The following is an 18351-nucleotide window of genomic DNA, read 5'->3' as shown; positions in this document are numbered from 1 at the left end:
TGGGACCGGCGGCGCGGGGGCCGGCGGGGCACCCGGCGGCGGGACCGGCGCGGGCGGGTTGCACATCGGCAGCAGGTTGAGCTGGCGGATCCGCTCGTGCATGTCCTGCAGGGACAGGTTGCGGACGTCCTTCTTGCGGACGGCGTTGCGGTCCAGCTCGGCGAGTGCGGCCACCGGCAGCGCGTTGCACTTGGCCTTCGGGTCGGCGGTGAACGTGATCGTCGGCTTGGGTGCGGCCAGGTCGTCGATGCAGACGCGCTCGGCCACCGAGCTGAGCGTGAAGCTCAGCACCGGGTCGGGCGAGCCGCGGTAGATGACGAGGTTGCCGTTGTCGACCTGCAGGAAGTGGTTGGCGCGCAGCCGCTCCTGGGTGAACCAGCCGGCGACGGCCAGCCCGGCGATCAACAGCACGAGGACGGCCAGCACCGCCGGCCAGCGCTTGCGGGAGCGGGGCGCCGGCTCCTCTTCGGCGACGGTGATCGGCTTGGTCGGCTCGGCCGGCGGGCGCAGGGCCGCGGCGCGACCGGCGGCCGACGAGGGATCGGGGGTGTACTCGGCCTCGCCGTCACCACCGGCGGCTCCACCGACGATGGGACGCGACTCGCCGAACTCGGTGTCCAGGACGTCGGCGATGATCACCGTGACGTTGTCCGGTCCGCCGCCGCGCAGCGCGAGCTCGATCAGGCGGTCGGCACAGGCCGAGGCGTCCTCCACCGAGCCGAGGGTGTCGGCGATGGTCTCCTCGGAGACCACGTCGGACAGCCCGTCCGAGCAGAGCAGGTAGCGGTCGCCGGCGCGGGCCTCGCGCATGGTGAGCGTCGGGTCGACCGGGGTGCCGGTCAGGGCGCGCATGATCAGGGAGCGCTGCGGGTGCGTGTGCGCCTGCTCGGCGCTGATCCGGCCCTCGTCGACGAGCGCCTGCACGAAGGTGTCGTCGCGGGTGATCTGCGACAGCTCCTTGTCGCGGTACAGGTAGGCGCGGGAATCACCGACGTGGCACAGGCCGACGCGCGTGTTGGAGAACAGCAGCGCGGTCAGGGTCGTGCCCATGCCCTCGAGGTCGGGGTTCGCCTCCACCTGGGCGGCGATGGCGTCGTTGCCGGTATCCATCGCGCGGTGCAGCAGGTCGAGGATGTTGCCGCCGGGCTCGTCGTCGTCGAGCGGTTGCATGGCCTGGATGACGAGTTGGCTGGCGACCTCGCCGGCCGCGTGCCCGCCCATGCCGTCGGCGAGCGCGAGCAGCCGGGCCCCGGCGTAGACCGAATCCTCGTTGTTCGAGCGGACCAGTCCCCGATCGCTGCGCGCGACGTAATCCAATACGAGAGTCACGGGCGCAGCTCGATCACGGTCTTGCCGATGCGGATCGGGGTGTTGATGGGGACGCGGACGGCGGTGGTGACCTTCGCGCGGTCGAGGTAGGTCCCGTTGGTGGAGCCGAGGTCTTCCAGGTACCAGTCGTCGCCGCGGCGGGACAGCCGGGCGTGCCGCTCGGAGGCGTAGTCGTCGGTGAGGACCAGCGTCGAGTCGTCGGCGCGACCGAGCAGCAACGGCTGGTCGCCGAGGGTGATCCGGGTGTTGGCCAGCGCCCCGGCGGTGACGACGAGGTGGCGGGCCGAGCCGCGCGCGGTCTTGGCGCGCGCGCGGGCGGTGCGCGGCTGGCGGGCGCTCAGGCTGATCGGACGGCCGCCGGCGATCGAGAGGTCGTTGCGCAGGGCGCGGATGGTGGCGTAGACGAACAACCACAGCAGAACGAGGAAGCCGATGCGCGAGAGCTGCAGGATCAAGCCGGACACGGCGCACCACCTTTCGTTCCGTCCAGGGACCATTCGTGCATGGTCGGCTCAGCGCCGCAGCCCGGGTGAAGCTGCGGCGCGGTTGTCAGCCTTCTCGATCTTAGGGGGCGAACCGTTACGGTCACCGATGGAAAGGTGACGTTTCGGTATCGACTGTGACCCGGCCGCGACCGTGTTGCTCGGTCCGGCCTGGTGTCGGGCGCGGGCCCCGGGCTACTGGAAGCGGACCGTGATGTCCGAGTGGCCGATGCGGATGCGGTCGCCGTCGGCGAGCTCCCAGTTGGAGACCTGGACGTCGTTGACCGTGGTGCCGTTGGTCGAGTTGAGGTCGGAGAGCATTGCGGTCTGGCCGTCCCAGCGGATCTCGACGTGGCGCCGCGAGACGCCGGTGTCGGGCAGGCGGAACTGTGCGTCCTGGCCGCGGCCGATCACGTTCGAGCCCTCGCGCAGCGAGAAGGTGCGGTTGCTGCCGTCCTCGAGCAGGAGGGTGATCGCCGTCGGCGCGTACGCCGGCTGCTGACCGTAGGCCGGCTGCTGGCCGTAGGCGCCGGGCTGGCCGTAGCCGCCCTGGTCGTAACCGGGCTGCTGGTAGCCGCCCTGGTCGTAGCCGGGCTGCTGGTAGCCGCCCTGGTCGTAACCGGCGGGGGGCTGGCCGTAACCGGGCTGCTGGTAACCACCCTGATCCGGTGCGGGCTGGTAGCCGCCCTGGTCGTAACCGCCCTGCTGGTAGCCGCCCTGGTCGTAGCCACCCTGCTGGTAGCCGCCCTGGTCGTACCCGCCTTGGTCGTAGCCGCCGGGCTGCTGGCCGTAGCCGCCCTGGTCGTTGCCGGGATTCTGAGTCATGTGCGGGGCTCCTAGTTGTGCGTTTGCGCTTGGTTCGGGGTGGACGGATGATGCGGGGCCGGGTTGGCCTCTGCTGGTGTGGGCTCGTGGGCGGACGTCGGGATCGACGACGGCCGTGACGCGCATCTGTCCGGTGTGAAGTTCTGGTGTCGGGTCGAACTCTACGACGACCGGCCCATAAGTTTGCCACCCGCTACTGGAAATGAAGTCGTCCAGGTGCCGGGAAAACGTCTTCCGGTTCAGTTCGTACTCCGTGTCCACCTCGGCGAAGTCGGAGTCCGAGAGATGCAGGACGTAGCTGTTGGCGGCCAGGTAGACGCCGGCGTCGACGGCGGTCAGCGAATCCTCGGCCTGCCGGGAGAGTGCCTGCTCGATCTCCTGCGGGGCGACCTGTCCGCCGAAGACCCGGGCGAAGCCGCCGTCGACGGCGTCTTCGAGCTTGCGCTCGAAACGCTGCATGATGCCCAACGACTCGACCTCCCCTTCGTGATCAGCGTGTCGCGCGTGCGGGACAGATCGTTTCATGATAGCGGTCCGCAACCCGCGCCAGGGACACAAGACCGTCACATTAGTATCTACAGTCACATCTGTTACAGGGCGGTCGGAGGGGTATCCGCAGGTCAGCAAACGGATTTCATCCGCCGTTTGCGATCGTGCTATCGTTCTCGGGTCCAAGCGGACGCACTGTTTCCAGTGCCACGGGCGAGTGGCGGAATGGCAGACGCGCTGGCTTCAGGTGCCAGTGTCCTTCGGGACGTGGGGGTTCAAGTCCCCCTTCGCCCACCACCAACTTCAGACCAGAGCCGCGGGCCCATCGGGCGCCGCGGCTTTGTCGTCCTCCCGGCGGTACGCTGCGGACATGCCGAATTTCGCCGTCGAATACACCTACGCCCCCGAGCAGGCCGCGCTGCGCGACGAGCACCGACCGGCCCACCGCGACTGGTTGGGCGCCGGGCACTCCAGCGGCATCGTGCGGATGGCCGGACCGTTCGCCGACGGCAGCGGCGCGTGGGTGATGATCGACGCCGCCGACGAGCAGGCGGTCCGCGACCACCTCGCCGGCGACCCCTTCGCCAAGGTCGGTGCCATCGCCGCCACCCGCATCCGCGAATGGGTGAACGTCTTCGGACCCTTCGGGGACTGAGTCACCGACCGCCGTCGGCGAGAAACTGCGCGGCCACGCGCTTGGGCGCGCGGTCCAGCCAGGCGTCGGTGATCATCTCGCGCAGCTCGGCCTCGTCGATCGCGTCGAGTCGGACCAGCACGGCGGGATAGCCGTCGAAGTGGGGGATGGTGAAGAAGACCTCCGGCTCGGCGGCTATCAACTCGTGTTTGGCCGTCTCGTCGGCGACCCGCAGCCCGATGACCTCCCCGGCGGGGATCTCCCGGCCCAACTCGGTGAGCGCCGCGATGTCGGCCTTCCGCAACGGCCGTTCCCACACGAAGCCCTTCTTGGCGACGCAGAACATCAGATTGCCCCACGAGGTCTTCTCACTCGTCTGCGGCAGCGCGAGTGCCAGGCGCCGAACGTCGTCGAACGTGGCCATGGACCCGAGGTTAGCGCAGGTGATCGGCCTCGTAGGCGTCTCTGGCCGTCGATCCGTCGACGGCGGCGACCTGGTCGGGGACCATCCGCCGCAGGACCGCGTCGCGCAGCCGCTGCGGCAACAGGCGGGCCGCGGCAGTCAACGGCCCGACGTATTTGGGCAGGGTGAGTAGAAAGCGCGGGCGGTCGATGATCGCGACGACGGCCGCTGCCACATCGTCGGGGGACAGCAACGTGGCCGCGCCGGTCGCGGTTCCGGCCGCCAGTTCCGTGTCGACGACGCCGGGCAGGATCGCCGAGATCGTCACGCCGCTGCCGCGCAGCTCCTCGCGCACCCCGGTCAGGTAGCCCAGGACGCCGTGCTTGGTTGCCGCATAGGTGGATTCGCCGGGCGGTGCGATCAGCGAGGCGGCCGACGCGATCGTGACGATCTGGCCGCGGCCGCGCGCCCGCATCGCCGGGGCCGCCAGGCGGACGCCGCGGATCACGCCGAGCAGGTTGACCGCGACCATCGCCGCGGCCGCCGACTCCGGTTCTTCGTCGAAGGGGCCGACCCACATGACTCCGGCGTTGTTGACCAGCACGTCGATCGGGCCGAGGTCCTTCTCGACGGCGGCGAGGAAGGCGGTGAACGACTTCTCGTCGGTCACGTCGAGCCGATAGCCGTGGGCCCGGTCGCCGAGCGCGTCAGCGGTCCCGGTCGCCGCCGCGTCGTCCCGGTCGCCGATGGCCACGGTCGCGCCGAGGGCGTGGCAGCGGTGGGCGATCGCCGCGCCGATCCCGCGCGCACCGCCGGTGATCGCGATGACGGATCCGGAGGTTCGATTGCCGGCCATGTTCCCAGCTTGGCAGATGTTCTGCCCGAGTCGGGCCACAGGTCTGGACACTCTTGCCATACTCATGGGCATGCGCCGCGCCCTCCTCGTCTCCGCGACGACCGTTGCGCTCGTGGCCGTCGGGGGCGCCGTGAATGCGTGCGGTCCGTCCCGGGCGCCGACCGCCACGTTGTCGGCCGACGAGACGGTCGCCTCCTCGGGGTTCGCCGCGGTCACCGTGCGTCGGACCGGCACCCTGGACGACGGCACCAACTGGACCGTGATGCTGCCGCAGGTGCGCGGCGGCGACACCGGGGTCCGGGCCGAGTTCAACGGCCGGCTCGATGCGGTGCTGACCGACCTGACCGGACAGCCGAGCGGCAACGGCCTCACCATCGGCGACGGCAGCCTGGGCACCGCCGAGCGCAGCCGCACGGTCGTCGGTGAGCGCACGCTCGCCGGGGTGGTCATCGTGCTGAGCGGCGCGAAGGGGGCCGCGCACCCCGGCGTCGACGTCAAGACCGTCGTGATGGACAACCGGACCGGGCAGGTGATCGACGAGCCCTTCGAGGACCACGGTCAGGCGCAGCGGGTCATCGCCGACCTGGCCGCGGCCAACGACCCCACCTCCCGACTGCGCAGCGGTGGCGCCAGCTACTCGAGCTTCACCGCGTGGCTGCCCCTGCCCGAAGGGCTGCACGTCTACGTCGAGGTGCCCCACGTCCTCGGCGACTACATCCCGGTCACCATTCCGTGGGCCAAGGTCTCCGGGCTGCTCAAGCCCGATGTGCGAGAGGTGCTGGTCGGCTAATGGCGGGATACACCGAGCGGGTCGCCGACGACCTGGACCGCTGGGTCGCCGCGGGCCTCGTGCCGGCGGAGAACCGGGACGCCATCCTGGCGACGCTGCCGGCGCGACGCCGGGTCGACGCGGTGACCGCGCTGATCTGGGTGGCCGCCGTCCTGCTCGGCCTGGCGGTGGTCGCATTCGTCGCCGCCAACTGGGACGGGATCCCCAGGCTGGTGCGCTTCGGCCTCCTGCTGGCCGGATTCCTCGCCGCCGCGGCGGGCGGCGCCGAGGCTCTGCGGCGCGCCCACCGTCTCGCCTCCGATGTGCTGCTGACCATCGCCGCGCTGGTGTTCGCCTCGGCGATCGGACTGACCGGCCAGATCTTCGACATCACCGGCAACCCGCCCGCCGTGCCCTACGGCGCGGGTGCCGCGGCCGTCGCGCTGGGCCTGGCGGGGGCATCGCGCGGTGCACTGGCCGTCGGGGTGATCGCCGTGCTCATCGGCGACTTCATGACCGTCGAGGGCGGGTGGCCGGTGCCGGTCTCGCTCGTGCTGGCCCCGGTGGCGCTGGTGCTCGCCCTGCGCTGGCGGTCGGCCTTCCTCGCGCACGTGGCATCGATCGCGGTGCTCGGCGTCGGCCTCTGGTTCACCCTCCACAACGATCTGCGCGGGTGGCCGATCTACGGCATCGCCCTCGTCCTGGCCCTGCTCGCGGCGTCGCCCGCGGTGCTCACCGGTCGCCGCGGGACCGACCGCGAGTCGATCACCCCGCTGCACCTGCTGCGGGTGCCGGTGGCGTGGTTCATCCTCGGCGCGCTCGGCTTCTTCGTCGCGGCCGGCTACTCCGGCGTCTTCGACGGCAACACCGCACTGGGCCTGACCCACCGCGTCGTGTGGATCGCGATCTCCGCGGGCCTCATCGCCTACGGCCGCTACGACCGCCAGTCGGTGATCACCGCCATCGGCGTCATCAGCCTCATCAGCGCCGCCTGCGCCGTGCTCTACGACCTGGGCCTCGACCTGATCGTCATCTCCCTGGTCTTCCTCGCGTGCTCGGCGGTCGCCCTCGTCGTCGGCCTGGTCCTGCGGCGCGGGCGCAAACCGGCGCGTCCGGTCGGAGAGGTGTCGTCATGACCGCCCGCGACCCCCGGCTGATCCGCCCGATCGCGGTCCTCGTGGTCGCCGCGGTGTGCGTCGCCGCGCTCGTCGGCCTGGTGCTCCGCGAGAACCACGCCCGCTCGCACGGCACCCGGGTCACCCTGTCGATGCGCGGCGCCGATCCGCGCGACCTGGTGCGCGGCCACTACGTCCAGATCCAGGTCGCCGACCAACTGCCCGCCGGCCGTGCGTGCGTCCAAAAGGACGACGGCTGGATCGCGGTCACGTCGGGCGGCGGCCCGACGGACCAGCCGGTGGGGATCTACGACACCAAGGACGAGGCGCTGCGCAACGGCGACCACGCGCTGCGAGGATCGATGCGCTGCACCGGTCCGGGCCGCACCGACGACGGCGGCCCGGCCACCGCGTGGCTCGACATCGGGACCGACCGGTTCTACATCAACCAGCGCGACGCCCAGGACATCGACCGTGCACTGGCCTCGGGGCGCCGGGCCGCCGCGATCGTCTCCGTCGGCACGGACGGGCGGGCCCGGCTCGTCGGCCTGGACGTCGACGGCAAGCGCTACGACCTGCACTGGTGACCGTGATGGGCAAACGGGAACGGGCCACCTCCTTCGGCGCACAGACCGGTGCGTATGAGAGCGGTCGCCCCGACTATCCGGCGGCGGCCGTCCAGTGGCTGCTGGCGGACCTGCCGCCCGCCCCGATCGTCGTCGACCTCGGTGCGGGCACCGGCAAACTGACGCGGGCCATCGCCGCGGCGCTCCCCGCGGCCCGACTGTCCGCCGTCGACCCCGACGCGGAGATGCTCGAGGCCCTGCGCGCCGCCGACCCGGATGTCCCCACCGCCGTCGGCACCGCCGAGGACCTCCCGCTGGCCGACGCGTCCACCGACGCCGTGGTCCTCGGGCAGGCCTGGCACTGGGTGGATCCGGCGGCCGCGTCGGCCGAACTCGGCCGGGTGGTGAAGCCGGGCGGGCGGCTCGGCCTGATCTGGAACATCCGCGACGGCGGCGTCGAGTGGGTCGCGCGCCTGACCGCGATCATGCACGCCAGCGACGCCGAGCAGCTGATCGCCGACGGCGGTCCGACGGTCGCCGCGCCCTTCGGCCCGCTCGAGTGCACGACCTGGTCGTGGGTGCGGCCGATGACCCGCGCGAGACTGCACGCGATGGCGGCCTCGCGCAGCTACCTGATCACCTGCCCCGCGCAGGAGCGCCGCGAGATCGTCGCGGCGATGGACGAGCTGTTCGACGAGCTCGGCCTGCACGGCGAGGCCACCGTCGACCTGCCGTACACGACCTTCGCCTACCGGACCACCCGCGGCTGACCGGCCCGGGTGACATACTCGTCGCGATTGTCGCGTCAACGAAAGGGCCTGCGTGAGGAACCGACTGAGCGTGCTGGTGGCGATCGCCGCCGCGAGCATGGGCATCGTCTACGGCTACGACCAGTCGAACATCGGTGCCGCGATGGAGTACGTCGGCCGCGATTTCACGCTCGACGACAACGGCAAGCAGTGGCTGTACACCGTCGCGGTGATCGGTTCGATCGTCGGCGCGCTCGCGGCCGGCCCACTCGCCAACCGCATCGGCCGCCGCGCCTCGATGATCAGCGTCGCCATCGGCTACGGGCTGTTCGCCGTGCTCTCGGGCCTGGCCCCCAACTTCGCGACCCTGGCCGCGGTGCGGTTGCTGCTGGGCATCACCGTCGGCGTCTCGCTGGTCGTGGTGCCGGTCTTCGTCGCCGAGTCGGCCCCCGCGCGCAGCCGCGGCGCGATGCTCGTCGCCTACCAGATGACCACCATCCTGGGCATCATCGGCGGCTTCCTGATCGGCTACTTCCTGGCCGGCCACGCCGCGTGGCGCTGGATGCTCGGCCTGGCGCTGGTGCCGTCGATCTTGGTCCTGCTGATGCTGATCCGGCTGCCCGACACCCCGCGCTGGTACCTGTCGAAGGGCCGCGACGAGGAGGCCCGCCGGGCGCTGGTGGCCATCGACCCGCACGCCGACGTCGACGGTGAGCTCGCCGAGATGCGCGAGGCACTCGGTGCCGAATCCGGTGGCCACCTGCGCGAGATGGTCCGCAAACCGTGGTTCCGCGCCACCGCCTTCGTCCTGGGGCTCGGCTTCCTCATCCAGATCACCGGCATCAACGCGGTCGCCGTCTACGGGCCGAGACTGTTCGAGGAGATGGGGTACACCGACGACTTCGGCAAGCTCCTGCTGCCCGCCCTCGTGCAGGTGTACGGCCTGATCGCGGTGATCGCGGCACTTCGCTGGGTGGACCGGATCGGTCGTCGGCCGCTGCTGCTCGGCGGGATCTTCGCGATGATCGTCGCCACCGGGATCCTCATCGCCGTCTACGGCCCGCTCGCCGACGACGTGGCGGCACGGCAAATGTGGGGCTTCGCCGGACTGGCCGTGTTCACGATGGGCTTCTCCTTCGGCTTCGGCGCCCTGGTGTGGGTGTACGCCGGGGAGAGCTTCCCGGCGCGGCTGCGGTCCTACGGATCGTCGGCGATGTTGACCTCCGACCTGGTCGCGAACGTGATCGTCGCGCAGTTCACGCTGACCATGATCAACAGCCGCCTCGGCGGTGCGGGCACCTTCGCCATCTTCGGCGGCCTCGCCGTGATCGCCTTCCTGTTCGTCGCGCGGCTGGCCCCGGAGACCAAGGGGCGCACGCTCGAGGACATCCAGCAGTACTGGACCGACGGCGGCAAGTGGGCGCGGAACAGGTGACCGACCGGATCGTCACGGCCACCCGCGTCGTCTTCGACGGCGAGGTGCTGGCACCGGGATGGCTGCACGTCGTCGACGGGGTGGTCGTCGACGGGGGTGCGGGATCCGGGCCCGGCGGGGCCGAGCACGTGGACGGAACGATCGTGCCCGGCTTCGTCGACCTGCACTGCCACGGCGGCGGCGGGTACGACTTCGCCGATCCCGACCTCGAGCACGTCCGGGCGGCCCTGGCCTTCCACGCCGCGCGCGGCAACGCGGCGACGATGCTCAGTCTGGTCACCGCGCCCGCCGCCGACCTGCTCGCCCAGGTGCGGCGCCTGGCGCCCCTCGTCGACGCCGGTGAGGCGCCGGGCATCCACCTGGAGGGACCGTGGCTGTCGGTCGCGCGCTGCGGGGCCCAGAATCCGGCGGCGATGCGCGACCCGGACCCCGCCGAGATCGACGCGTTGCTCGAGGCCGGCGGCGGGACCATCGCCATGGTGACTATTGCGCCCGAGCGACCCGGTGCGCTCGAGGCGATCGACCGCTTCGTCGACGCGGGGGTCGTCGTGGCGGTCGGGCACACCGATGCCTCCTACGAGCAGGTCCGCGCGGCGGTCGACCGCGGTGCGACGGTCGCCACGCACCTGTTCAACGGCATGCGCCCCTTCGCCCATCGCGACCCGGGACCGGTTCTCGCACTCCTCGACGACGAGCGGGTCGTCGTCGAGTTGATCGGCGACGGGGTGCACGTCGACGAGCGGGTCGTCGCGTCGGTGGCCGGCGGCGTGGGAGTGCGGCGGGTCGCGCTGGTGTCGGACGCGATGGCCGCCGCCGGCATGGCCGACGGGCCGTACCGCCTGGGCGCGCTGGACGTGACCGTCGCCGGCGGGGTCGCGCGACTGAGCGGGTCGGACACGATCGCCGGCAGCACCGCCACGATGGGCGCCCTGGTGCGCCGGGCGCTCGAACACCCCCCGCGCGGCGTCGCCTCCGATGTCGACGCGCTGCGCGCCGCCGTCGCGATGAGCGCGACGACACCGGCCAGAGTGCTCGGGCGGGTCGATCTCGGCGTCCTTCGCCCCGGTTCGTCGGGGGCCTTCGCCGTCGTGTGAGCGGTCAAACCCGCCGAGTGGGCGGTGAATTGCGCCGAGTGTGCGCCCACTCGGCGGGATTGATCGCCCACTCGGCGATAGGCTCCATCGGTGACCGCGTCCCAGACCCAGCAGGTGCCCCGGCGGCGGATCGTCGTCGCGTCGATGGTCGGCACCACCATCGAGTTCTTCGACTTCTACATCTATGCGACGGCTGCGGTGTTCGTGTTCCCGAAGCTGTTCTTCCCGTCGGGCAACCAGACCGCCAGCCTGCTCGCCTCCTTCGCGGTGTTCGGCGTGGCCTTCGTCGCCCGGCCCGTCGGCTCGATGATCTTCGGCCACTTCGGAGACCGGATCGGCCGCAAGGCGACGCTCGTCGGGTCGCTGCTGACGATGGGCGTCGCGACCTTCCTCATCGGTCTCCTGCCCACCTTCGACGCCATCGGCTACGTCGCCCCCGTGCTGCTGGCGCTGCTGCGCTTCTGCCAGGGCGTCGGCCTCGGCGGGGAGTGGTCCGGTGCCGCGCTGCTCGCCACCGAGACGGCCGAGGAGGGCAAGCGCGGGTGGGCGGCGATGTGGCCGCAGCTCGGCGCGCCTCTCGGGTTCCTGCTGGCCAACGGCATCTACCTGGCGCTGATGGTCGGGATGGACTTCGACAAGAACTCGTCGCCGGTCGACCACCCCTTCTACACCTGGGCTGGCGGGTGCCCTTCCTGGCGAGTGCGATCATCGTGATCGTCGGCCTGTACGTGCGGCTGCGGCTGGCCGAGACGCCGGTGTTCACCGCCGCGGTGGAGGCCGGGGAGAAGGTGCGCGCACCACTGGCCACCGTGTTCCGCACGTCGTGGCGGCCGCTGATCCTGGGCACCTTCATCATGCTGGCGACCTACACCGTGTTCTATCTGATGACCGCCTGGGTGTCGTCCTACGGCACGCAGAAGTCCACCGCCGAACACCCCACGAACCTCGCGATCGCGCCGACCCGGTTCATCGAGCTGCAGCTGATCGCGGTGCTATTCTTCGCGGCATTCATCCCGGTGTCCGGCTGGCTGGCCGACCGGATGGGCCGCAAGCCGGTGCTCATCGCGATCACCGTCGGCATCATCGTCTTCGGCTTCACCTTCTCCCACGTGATCGGGCCCGACGTCGCGAGCGAGTCCGCGATGCTCGGATTCCTGATCGTCGGCATGACCCTCATGGGGCTCACCTTCGGCCCGATGAGCGCGGTGCTGCCCGAACTGTTCCCGACGAACGTCCGCTACACCGGGTCGGGCATCTCCTACAACGTCGCCTCGATCCTCGGCGCCGCCGTCGCACCGTTCATCGCCACCGCGCTGGCCGCGCGCCACGGGGTGGGCGCGGTCGGGCTCTACCTGGCCGTCGCCGGGGCGCTCACCCTGATCGCCCTGATCGTCGCGCCGGAGACGCGCGACGTGGAATTGACCAGGATCTGACGTGATCGGGGCGCTGCGCGGCTACCGACCGGCGTGGCTGCGCGCCGACCTGTTGGCCGGGATTACCCTCGCCGCGGTCGCCATCCCGGAGGCGATGGGCTACAGCACGATCGCGGGCGTGCCGGTCAGCGCCGGGCTGTACACCCTCATCGTCCCGACCGCCCTCTTCGCGCTGCTCGGCGCCTCCCGGCTGATGGTCGTGGGCGCGGACTCGGCGACTGCAGCACTGCTCGCGTCGGGCATCGCCGCATTGGGCATCGCCGGCCTGGCCAGCGGCACACCCCAGTGGCTCGCGATGACCTCGATCGTGGCCCTGCTGTGCGGTGCGCTCCTGCTGATCGCCTGGATCCTGCGCCTGGGCTTCCTCGGGGACTTCCTGTCCACCGCGGCCCTCACCGGGTTCCTCGCCGGCGTCGGCGTCTCGGTGCTGCTCGGTCAACTGCCCGCGATCCTGGGCCTGGGTCACCACGAGGGTCGGGCGTGGCACCGGATACCGGCCTTCCTCCGCGACCTCCAGCACGCGAACCCGTGGGCGATCGGATTCGCGGTCGTGACCGTCGCCGCACTGCTGCTGGGACAACGCTTCGCCCCTCGGTTCCCGACGGCCGTGGTCGTGGTGGCGGGGTCGATCGCCCTGGTGTGGCTCGCCGGACTGCAGGACCGGCTGCCTGTCGTCGGCGACCTGCAGGCCGGGCTGCCCCGGGTCCGCATCCCGCAGGGCCTGACGGTGTCCACGGCCGTCCAACTGCTGCCGCTGGCCGCCGGGTGCGCGCTGGTCATCCTCGCGCAGAGCGCGGCCACCGCGCGCAGCTTCGCCCAGCGCGACGGCGAGACCGCCGACGTCAACCGCGATCTGCTGGGTTTGGCGGCGGGCAACGCGGGCGCCGCCTTCACCGGCACCTTCGTCGTCAACGGCAGCCCCACCAAGACCGAGTTCCTCGCCGACCAGCACGCGCGCACCCAGGTCGCCAACCTCGTCCTGTCCGCGTCGACGCTGGTCGTCGCCCTCTTCGCCGGACCCGCGCTGGCCCGGCTGCCGCACGCCGTCCTCGGCGGGATCGTGGCCCTCATCGCGGTCCGATTGATCGACGTCGACGAACTGCGCGCCATCTGGAAGGTGCGCCGCACCGAGTTCGTCATCGCGGCGGCGACCGCGGCGACCGTCCTCGTCTTCGGCGTGCGCGACGGCATCGTCCTGGCCGTTGTCGCCTCGCTGATCGAGATCATCCGCCGCCAGTACCGCCCGGAGAAGTTCGTCGTCGGCATCCGCGGCGACGGCGGCCGCGAATACGTCACCGCCGCCCCCGGCGCGCAGTCGATGCCCGGCCTCATCGTCTTCCGCTACGACGCCGACCTCTTCTACGCCAACGCCGGACGGTTCACCGACGACGTGATCGGGCTGATCCGCGCCGCTCCCGACCCGGTCCGCTGGCTGGTGCTCGACTGCTCCTCGATCGCCGACGTCGACTACTCGGCCGCCCGCGAACTCAACGGCCTCATCGACTTTGTCCATGCGCGCGGCGCCCACTTCGTCCTGGCCGGTGCCGATGCCGAGCTGCAGCAGACCCTCAAGGAGGAGGGGATCTTGGCGCTGATCAACGCCGACCACGTCTTCCACGGCGTCGGGTCGGCGGTCCGCGCCTACCGCGTCGAGCACCCCGAGGCCGGGGAGTCGGCGTGACCGGACTGCTGCTGGCCGACGTCGCCGCGACCTCGACCGCGGTGGCGGCCACCAGGTCGCGCACCGAGAAGACCACCGCGATCGCGGACCTGCTGCGCCGGGCGTCGGGGGAGGAGATCGAGACCGTCACCGCGTGGCTGTCGGGGACCCTGCGCCAGGGGCGCCTGGGCATCGGCTGGTCGAGCCTGCGCCGACTCGGCGACGTCCCGCCGTCGCCGGAGGCGCTGCTCACCGTCGTCGACGTCGAGGACGCCTTCACCACGATCGCGGGGTCGTCGGGACCGGCCGACGTCGCCGCCCTGTTCGCCCGCGCCACCGCGGCCGAGCAGGGCTTCCTCCGCGGCCTGCTGTCCGGCGAGGTCCGCCAGGGCGCACTGGCCGGGGTCGTCACCGATGCGCTCGCCGTCGCGACCGGCGTCGGCAAGGAGCGGGTCCGCCGGGCGGCCATGCTCCTCGGTTCCCTGCCGGAAGCGGCACGGCTGGCCTTCGCGGGCGGCGAGGCGGCCCTGGCGGAGGTGGGCATTGTCGTCGGGCGGCCGGTCGAGCCGATGCTGGCGACGCCGGCCTCCTCGATCGAGGACGCATGGGCCGACCTCGGGCCGACGGTCGTGGTCGACGCCAAGTACGACGGCGCGCGGATACAGGTGCATCGCAACGGCGCCGACATCGCCGTGTTCACCCGCTCGCTGCGCGACATCACCGGGTCGGTGCCGCAGGTCGTGGCGCTGGTCGCCGACCTCGACTGCGACACGGTCATCCTCGACGGGGAGACCCTCGCCGTCGACGACGACGGTCGCCCGCGCCCCTTCCAGGACACGATGAGCGGCTTCGACTCGGCCCGCCCGTACTTCTTCGACTGCCTCCACCTGGACGGCACCGACCTCATCGACGAGCCGCTGACCACCCGCCTGGCCGCCCTGGAATCGGTGGCGCCCGGGCTGCGGATCCCCAGTTCCTCGGTGACCGGCGCCGAGGAGATCAGGGCCTTCTTCGACGCCGCGATCGGTGACGGCCACGAAGGCGTGATGGTCAAGTCACCGTCGGGCGTCTACGCCGCCGGCCGGCGCGGGAAGGCATGGCAGAAGATCAAACCGGTGCACACCTTCGACCTGGTCGTCCTGGCCGCCGAGTGGGGGTCGGGTCGGCGCCGCGGCTGGCTGTCGAACATCCACCTGGGCGCCCGCGACCCCGACGGCGGGCCCCCGATCATGGTCGGCAAGACCTTCAAGGGGATGACCGACCAGCTGCTCGCCTGGCAGACCGAGGAGTTCCCCCGGCACGAGACCGGACGGGACGCACACACCGTCCACCTGCGCCCGGAACTGGTCGTGGAGGTGGCCGTGGACGGGGTGCAGCGCAGCTCGCGCTACCCCGGCGGAGTCGCCCTGCGCTTCGCGCGCGTCGTCCGCTACCGACCCGACAAGACTGCCGAGCAGGCCGACACCATCGCTGATCTGGCGAAACTCGGGCCGTAAGGCCTGCGCCGGATCGGCGAAAGTCCGGTTAGGCTGTCCCCATGGCAGCGGAGAAGGCTAAAGAGGCGACCTGGTCGCTACTCGCGACCGTGCTCCTGGTGGTGCGCGTGTTCGCGACCATCGCCGTGATCCTCTCGGTGATCGCCTGGATCCTCAGCGCGCGCAACCACGGCGGTCTGGGACCGGCCAACGTGTGGTTCTGGCCGTCGATCGGCTCGGTCATCGCGCTGCTCGCCAGCACCTGGTTCTACGGCTGGATCCGCGCGCGCTACCCGCGCGACGAGGACTAGCCGGGCACGCTCGGCGAAAATTTGGGCACGCTCGGCGAAACAGACAAGGGCCCCACTCGCGACTGCGAGCGGGGCCCCTGTGCTGACCGGTACTAGAACTGCACCTGCGGCGGGGCCTGCTGGCCCTCGGGCGCCTGGTAGAAGTCGCGGGCCTTCACCCCGGCGATGCCGCCGAAGAACATCCACGGAACGGTCTGCACCAACTGGTTCAGGCGCGAGACCGCGTCGTTGTAGAACTGCCGGGCGAAGCTGAGCTTGTTCTCGGTGTCCGACAGCTCGTTCTGCAACTGGATGAAGTTCTGCGACGCCTTCAGGTCGGGATAGTTCTCGGCGACCGCGAAGAGGCGTCCCAGCGCGCCGTTGAGCTGCTGGTCGGCGGCGGCCTTCTGCTCGACGGTGCCGTTCTGCGCTGCCTGCGCGACGGCGCCGCGGGCCTTGGCGACCTCCTCGAACACACCGCTCTCGTGGGCGGCATAGCCCTTGACGGTGTTGACCAGGTTGGGGATGAGGTCGGCGCGGCGGGTGAGCTGGACGTCGATCCCGCCGAGTGCCTCCTGCGCGGCGATGTCGGCCTTGCGCAGCTTGTTGAAGCCGGTGATGCCGAACAGCACCAGCGCGGCGATGAGCGCCACGATGACGATCAGGACGATTGCAACAGCGGACACGGGCGGTCCCCTTTCGTAGGTGTTGGTCTAGAGATTACCGGGATTCACGGTGCGGGCGGGCGCTACCAGGAGCCGCCGCCACCGCCACCGCCGCCGCCCCCACCGAAGCCGCCGCCGGAGAAGCCGCCGCCGCTGCTGCTGGAGGCGGCCTGGCTCGCCGTGTACGCCGAGATCGACGACGACAGGCTCGACTCGAAGCTCCCCAGACCGTTCGGTCCGCCGAGCACCATCATCGGCACCGGGGCGCCGGTCGGGGTGACGATCCACGGCGGTGCCGGGGGCTCGCTGCCCATCGCCAGGCGGTACTTGTTGGCCCACGCGGCCGCGGCGCCGAAGGCGACCGCGTACGGGATGTAGGAGGTGTACAGGTCCTTGCGGGCACCGAAGTCCAACCGCTCCTTGTTCGAGTCGGTGGTCAGCAGGCGCTCGAAGCCGCCGGACCGCGACCACAGGTCGCGGCCGAGCAGCGTGCGTCGCGTGCCGATGCCCGGCATGTACAGCCCGGAGCCGCCGATCACGAAGGCGGCGACCGGGAGCACGGCGAGCGAGAACGGGTACCAGCGGAAGATGAACAGCAGCGCGGCGAACAGGGCGGCGAAGCCGACGAGCGCCCGACCCGTGGCCTCGAAGCCGCTGCGCTCGATGGCGCCGGACTGCACGCCCCAGATCCGGGTGTCGGCGGCGAGCGCTGCTTGCGCGGACTGGAGCATCTCCCCGGCGTCGGCGGAGCCGTCCGCGGTGAAGGAGCGGCCGGTGTCGTTCAGGCCCAGCTTCTGCGCGACGGCGAGGGTGACCGGGTCGGTCTGCGACCAGCGCTGCGCATCGGCGTCGGAGACGATGGTGAAATCGCCGTTGTCCTGCCGCACGATGTGGGCGAGTTTCTGCTCGGCCATGAACATCAGCGTCGCGGTGAGGCCCTTCGTCGGCGGCTGTTCACGGGTCACGTAGTAGGCCTGCACCGGTGAGAGGACCTTGCCGGACTGGTCCTTGGGCGGCTCGAACATGACCGGCAGCAGCGGGATGGGCTCGCGGCTGCGCCACGTCCACAGCAGGCCGAGGCCGAATGTCGCCACCGATGCCAGCACGATCAGCAGCACCAGCGGCCACGACCGGCCGAGCATCGGGTCGAGCTGGATCGGCCACGGGACGGTCGCGCGCTTGGGCGGGGCCAGGTTGAGATCGGCCAGCAGGGCGACGCCGTTGTGGGTGCCGAGCGCGCCGGTGGAGACGACGACGGTGCGCGGATCGGTGTTGTGGTCCTCGCAGGGCACGTTGCTGCTGGTCGCGCACGTCGTGTTCGACGCGTCCGCGGGCAGGTGGACGGTGACCTGGGAGGCCGCGATCGGCATCGACCAGCCGTCGGCGACCACGCGCCAGCGGAACCGCGCCTTCTGCTCGTCGCCCCAGCTGGAGGTGACCTCACCGTCGCCGGGCCGGGCGTTGGCCGGCTCGAGCACCCCGTCGATGGTGTAGCTGATCGTGTAGACGTGCGCCCCGGGCGTCAGGTAGTGGTCGGGGGACCCGACCTTCGCGACGTAGAAGCGGCGCCCCCGCTCCCACTGCGTGGCGAACGGCTCGGGCTGCCCGTCGAGGGTCACCGAGATGTCCTTGGGCATGTAGCGGACGTGCGGGTTCGACGAGTCGGCCAGGTCGAAGTACCGGAAGATGCCGTGGCGCATCGACGGGAAGTCGGTGGTGAGGGTCTCGGTGGCCCGCAGCGTGCCCTGCGCGTCGACTTTGTAGTCGGCCTTGTAGTCGGTGATCCGGACCGGGTCGACGCTCCCGCCGCCGGTCGTGCCGGCACCCAGCGACAACGGCAGGACCAGGCCGACGAAGGTCAGCAGTGCTGCGATGAGGGAAAGGAAGACGCGGCGCACCCAGGAAGCCTAACGCGAAACGGCCGCCGCGCACTGGGTTCGATGCGCGACGGCCGTTCGGCTGAATGGTTGGACTACTTCTTGCCGCCCAGGATGCTGCCGAGCACGTTGCCCAGGGCGCCGCCCGCGCCGCCGCCGGCGTTGCCGCCGCCACCGAGCACGCCGCCCAGGATGCTGCCCAGGC

17 protein-coding genes, 1 tRNA gene and 1 pseudogene are annotated in these 18351 nt (G+C 71.2%); 12 read left to right on the top strand and 7 right to left on the bottom strand.

Annotation, left to right across the window (positions count from 1 at the left end):
- The 3 genes from QM634_RS16145 to QM634_RS16135 form a co-directional block, all read right to left on the bottom strand.
- Positions 1-1329 (bottom strand): PP2C family protein-serine/threonine phosphatase (locus QM634_RS16145; protein ID WP_415043788.1); only part of this gene is annotated, 1329 nt, incomplete at its 3' end.
- Positions 1326-1793: an FHA domain-containing protein FhaB gene (locus QM634_RS16140; RefSeq protein ID WP_415043787.1), complete on the bottom strand. Its 468-nt coding sequence runs from the start codon at positions 1791-1793 to the stop codon at positions 1326-1328. The genes QM634_RS16140 and QM634_RS16145, both read right to left, overlap by 4 nt.
- Before the next feature lie 213 nt (positions 1794-2006).
- A complete protein-coding gene (locus tag QM634_RS16135; RefSeq protein WP_415043791.1) occupies positions 2007-3104 on the bottom strand; it encodes an FhaA domain-containing protein in 1098 nt (365 codons plus the stop codon).
- A gap of 232 nt (positions 3105-3336) precedes the next feature.
- Here QM634_RS16135 and QM634_RS16130 point away from each other — a divergent pair.
- Together QM634_RS16130 and QM634_RS16125 are read left to right on the top strand one after the other, a co-directional pair.
- A tRNA-Leu gene (locus QM634_RS16130) sits at positions 3337-3422 on the top strand.
- Positions 3423-3495: 73 nt separating this feature from the next.
- Positions 3496-3780 (top strand): YciI family protein, encoded by a 285-nt coding sequence (locus tag QM634_RS16125; protein ID WP_415043786.1) that lies wholly within the window; start codon positions 3496-3498, stop codon positions 3778-3780.
- Between the two features lies 1 nt (position 3781).
- Here QM634_RS16125 and QM634_RS16120 read toward each other — a convergent pair whose 3' ends face one another.
- Both QM634_RS16120 and QM634_RS16115 read right to left on the bottom strand, forming a co-directional pair.
- A complete protein-coding gene (locus tag QM634_RS16120; protein ID WP_415043785.1) occupies positions 3782-4183 on the bottom strand; it encodes an MmcQ/YjbR family DNA-binding protein in 402 nt (133 codons plus the stop codon).
- Positions 4184-4193: 10 nt separating this feature from the next.
- The gene (locus tag QM634_RS16115) at positions 4194-5018 is read right to left on the bottom strand and encodes an SDR family oxidoreductase (RefSeq protein WP_415043784.1); all 825 of its coding nucleotides are present in this window, start codon (positions 5016-5018) and stop codon (positions 4194-4196) included.
- A 70-nt stretch (positions 5019-5088) separates the two neighbouring features.
- Here QM634_RS16115 and QM634_RS16110 point away from each other — a divergent pair, with 70 nt between their 5' ends.
- The 10 genes and pseudogenes from QM634_RS16110 (at position 5089) to QM634_RS16065 (ending at position 15625) form a co-directional block, all read left to right on the top strand.
- Positions 5089-5808 carry a hypothetical protein gene (locus tag QM634_RS16110; protein ID WP_415043783.1) on the top strand — a complete coding sequence of 240 codons (720 nt, stop codon included), beginning with the start codon at positions 5089-5091 and terminating at the stop codon, positions 5806-5808.
- On the top strand, positions 5808-6923 hold the full coding sequence (locus QM634_RS16105; RefSeq protein WP_415043782.1) for a DUF2157 domain-containing protein: 1116 nt from the start codon (positions 5808-5810) through the stop codon (positions 6921-6923). Before QM634_RS16110 ends, QM634_RS16105 begins: the two co-directional genes overlap by 1 nt.
- Entirely contained in the window at positions 6920-7489 is a 570-nt protein-coding gene (locus tag QM634_RS16100) for a GDYXXLXY domain-containing protein (RefSeq protein ID WP_415043781.1), read from the top strand. Before QM634_RS16105 ends, QM634_RS16100 begins: the two co-directional genes overlap by 4 nt.
- A gap of 5 nt (positions 7490-7494) precedes the next feature.
- Positions 7495-8238 carry a class I SAM-dependent methyltransferase gene (locus tag QM634_RS16095; protein WP_415043790.1) on the top strand — a complete coding sequence of 248 codons (744 nt, stop codon included), beginning with the start codon at positions 7495-7497 and terminating at the stop codon, positions 8236-8238.
- 52 nt (positions 8239-8290) lie between these two features.
- Positions 8291-9652 carry a sugar porter family MFS transporter gene (locus QM634_RS16090; RefSeq protein ID WP_415043780.1) on the top strand — a complete coding sequence of 454 codons (1362 nt, stop codon included), beginning with the start codon at positions 8291-8293 and terminating at the stop codon, positions 9650-9652.
- Positions 9649-10746: an N-acetylglucosamine-6-phosphate deacetylase gene (locus QM634_RS16085; RefSeq protein ID WP_415043779.1), complete on the top strand. Its 1098-nt coding sequence runs from the start codon at positions 9649-9651 to the stop codon at positions 10744-10746. The genes QM634_RS16090 and QM634_RS16085 overlap by 4 nt, the downstream gene beginning before the upstream one ends.
- A 144-nt stretch (positions 10747-10890) precedes the next feature.
- Positions 10891-12179, top strand: a pseudogene (locus QM634_RS16080) (MFS transporter).
- A gap of 1 nt (position 12180) precedes the next feature.
- Complete coding sequence (locus tag QM634_RS16075; RefSeq protein WP_415043778.1) at positions 12181-13860, top strand: SulP family inorganic anion transporter; 1680 nt, start codon at positions 12181-12183, stop codon at positions 13858-13860.
- A 5-nt stretch (positions 13861-13865) separates the two neighbouring features.
- Positions 13866-15335, top strand: coding sequence for an ATP-dependent DNA ligase (locus QM634_RS16070; protein WP_415043789.1), 1470 nt, complete (start codon positions 13866-13868; stop codon positions 15333-15335).
- 41 nt (positions 15336-15376) lie between these two features.
- Entirely contained in the window at positions 15377-15625 is a 249-nt protein-coding gene (locus QM634_RS16065; protein ID WP_415043777.1) for a hypothetical protein, read from the top strand.
- A gap of 92 nt (positions 15626-15717) precedes the next feature.
- Here the strand turns inward: QM634_RS16065 and QM634_RS16060 are convergent, their stop codons facing one another.
- Both QM634_RS16060 and QM634_RS16055 read right to left on the bottom strand, forming a co-directional pair.
- Entirely contained in the window at positions 15718-16290 is a 573-nt protein-coding gene (locus QM634_RS16060) for a LemA family protein (protein ID WP_415043776.1), read from the bottom strand.
- Between the two features lie 62 nt (positions 16291-16352).
- The gene (locus QM634_RS16055) at positions 16353-18167 is read right to left on the bottom strand and encodes a DUF2207 domain-containing protein (protein ID WP_415043775.1); all 1815 of its coding nucleotides are present in this window, start codon (positions 18165-18167) and stop codon (positions 16353-16355) included.
- Positions 18168-18351 lie beyond the last annotated feature (184 nt).

This window comes from Gordonia sp. (in: high G+C Gram-positive bacteria) (assembly GCF_047606305.1).
Lineage (GTDB): Bacteria > Actinomycetota > Actinomycetes > Mycobacteriales > Mycobacteriaceae > Gordonia.
The sequence above is the reverse complement of the archived record's forward strand: the minus strand, read 5'-3'. Positions and strand labels throughout refer to the sequence as shown.